Below are 2,025 nucleotides of genomic sequence, written 5' to 3' on the forward strand. Positions count from 1 at the left end.
CGCCCGTGCCGGTCAGCGGCACGCCCTTCGGCCCGCGCCTGCACGCGGTGGCCACCTACCTCAAGACCTATCAGGCGCTCTCCTACGAGCGGCTGCAGGCCGCACTGGCCGACCTGTTCGGGCTGCGCCTCAGCTAGGGTGGGCTGATGAACCTGCTCCGCCGTGCCCAAGGTCGGTTCCAGGCCGGGCGCGAGATGAGGTGGTGGCGGATATCCACACCTCCACGCGCCGCGCAAACCTCTTCTCAATTTTCATCCGCAAAAATTTTTTGATCCTCTCGTAAATTTGCTATAGCATCAAAATTGTTCGGACAGTGCGTAGATTGGAGGCGTCACCAACGAGTGCAGTGGCCTGAAGCAGGCCATATCCTTCCTGAGCAGAGCAACCTCGCAGTTAAAGAAAGAGAACAAGTATGGCTAGCGCTACATATACCCAAGTATACAGTCTAACCAACACGGGTAACGGCACTTTCGGTATAGCCATCGGCGCTACAGACCTAACAGGAACCGGATCCGCAACAGTCACGGAAACCAGCAATTCTCCTGATAATAGCTTAACGTCGAATGAAGTTTTTTCATACACTGGGACCATTATACCAGGTACTACTCTAACCTATTTTGGCAACGCTCATTTTTTAACTAGCGGTGGCCCAGACATCGGCTTTGTCGCCACAGACGGGAATGGCAACTACTATCTTTTTAGTAATAGCCAAAATATAGCACCCGGCACCACTACCGTTAGTGCTAATACGACTGAACCCGAACCGATTTGCTTCTATCCCGGCACGCTAATCCGAATACCTGATGGAGAACTGCCGGTTGAGGCGCTGCGGTCCGGCGACCTGGTGCTGACGGCTGACGGCAAGGCCGTACCCGTACGCTGGATCGGACGCCAGACCGTCTCCACTCTTTTTACAGACAAGTTGCGCGTCCTGCCCATCCGGGTACGTGCTGGCGCGCTGGGTGAGAACCTGCCCACCCGCGACCTGCTGGTTTCCCCCGCCCATGCCCTGCTGGTGGACGGTGTGCTGGTCCAGGCTGGGGCGCTGGTGAACGGTACCTCGGTCATCCGTGAGCAGGACGTGCCGGCGACTTTTACCTACTTCCACATTGAAGTCGCCGAGCACACGTTGGTGCTCGCTGAGGGTGCGCCAGCTGAAACCTTCGTGGACAACGTGCACCGCGAGCGTTTCGACAACTGGAACGAGTACGTAGCCTTGGCCGGCGATACAGCCCCTATTTCTGAAATGGACCTGCCGCGTGCTATCTCGCACCGCCAAGTGCCTGTATCGATCCGCCGCCGGCTTGAGGGCCGCGCCGCCGCACTGTTCGGTGCACTGAACGCAGCTGCCTAAACCAGCCCCGGAGTTTCGGATCAAAGGGGGCTCGACCGCTTGCCGAAGTGTAGGTCGGGCCACCCCAAGAGCCGATGGCGGCCACCTGTTCGGGCTACGGGCAATTCGGCGAGTTGGGGAAGAGGCTGGGCGATCCGCTCATGGGCGGTTCATGGCCGGTTCCGCAGCCCATTGGCCAGCCGAAAAAAACTTCAGGCCGCAACGGGCAGGAGGGAAAAACGGTGGGGATGGGTGGAGCAGCCTCGTCCCGCGGTTTTCCGAATAGGGGGTTGCTCTGGGCGCGGATCGAGCCAAGGGGGCCTTGAGGAGACCCCTGCGAAATGCGGCTGATGGGCGTGGAGTGGCGTTAGTCCGACGACGAGGCGTTCAGCAATGCCCGTTTGGGCCTCTGAAGCCGAGCGTTGGGCGCACCTCTCCCGTCAGGCGATGAGGCGTTCGGCGCGGCGCAGGTTCATCGCTGTGCAGAGCAGGTGCAGATGGGCGCCGTTGCGGATCAGGCCGCGGTAGCGGACCCGACGCCATCCGTAGCTGCGCTTCAGCGTGCCGAAGGCGCGTTCGACCTAGCCACGGATCGGCGCCAGCGCGGTGTTCATCCAGCGCTGCCAGGCTGTGAGGGGTCGGCGCGCATGGCCGCGATGCATGATGCCGTCGACGATGCCGGCCTCAGCCAG

The 2,025-nt window shown here is 60.6% G+C and carries 1 protein-coding gene and 2 pseudogenes; 2 read left to right on the top strand and 1 reads right to left on the bottom strand.

Annotated elements, in window-relative coordinates; translation table 11 throughout:
• A pseudogene (locus H7965_RS32140) lies at positions 1–266 on the top strand (IS66 family transposase); the annotation flags it as partial.
• A gap of 146 nt (positions 267–412) precedes the next feature.
• The gene (locus tag H7965_RS28615; RefSeq protein ID WP_186773915.1) at positions 413–1,354 is read left to right on the top strand and encodes a Hint domain-containing protein; all 942 of its coding nucleotides are present in this window, start codon (positions 413–415) and stop codon (positions 1,352–1,354) included.
• 419 nt (positions 1,355–1,773) lie between these two features.
• Here the strand turns inward: H7965_RS28615 and H7965_RS32145 are convergent.
• Positions 1,774–1,902 (bottom strand): annotated as a pseudogene (locus tag H7965_RS32145) (transposase); the annotation flags it as partial.
• Positions 1,903–2,025 lie beyond the last annotated feature (123 nt).

Source organism: Siccirubricoccus deserti, from assembly GCF_014283215.1.
Taxonomy (GTDB): domain Bacteria; phylum Pseudomonadota; class Alphaproteobacteria; order Acetobacterales; family Acetobacteraceae; genus Siccirubricoccus; species Siccirubricoccus deserti.

Bases quoted from the DNA above. Each gene is read 5' to 3' on its own strand.
- H7965_RS28615 (WP_186773915.1), top strand. From the start codon at position 413: ATGGCTAGCGCTACATATACCCAAGTATACAGTCTAACCAACACGGGT.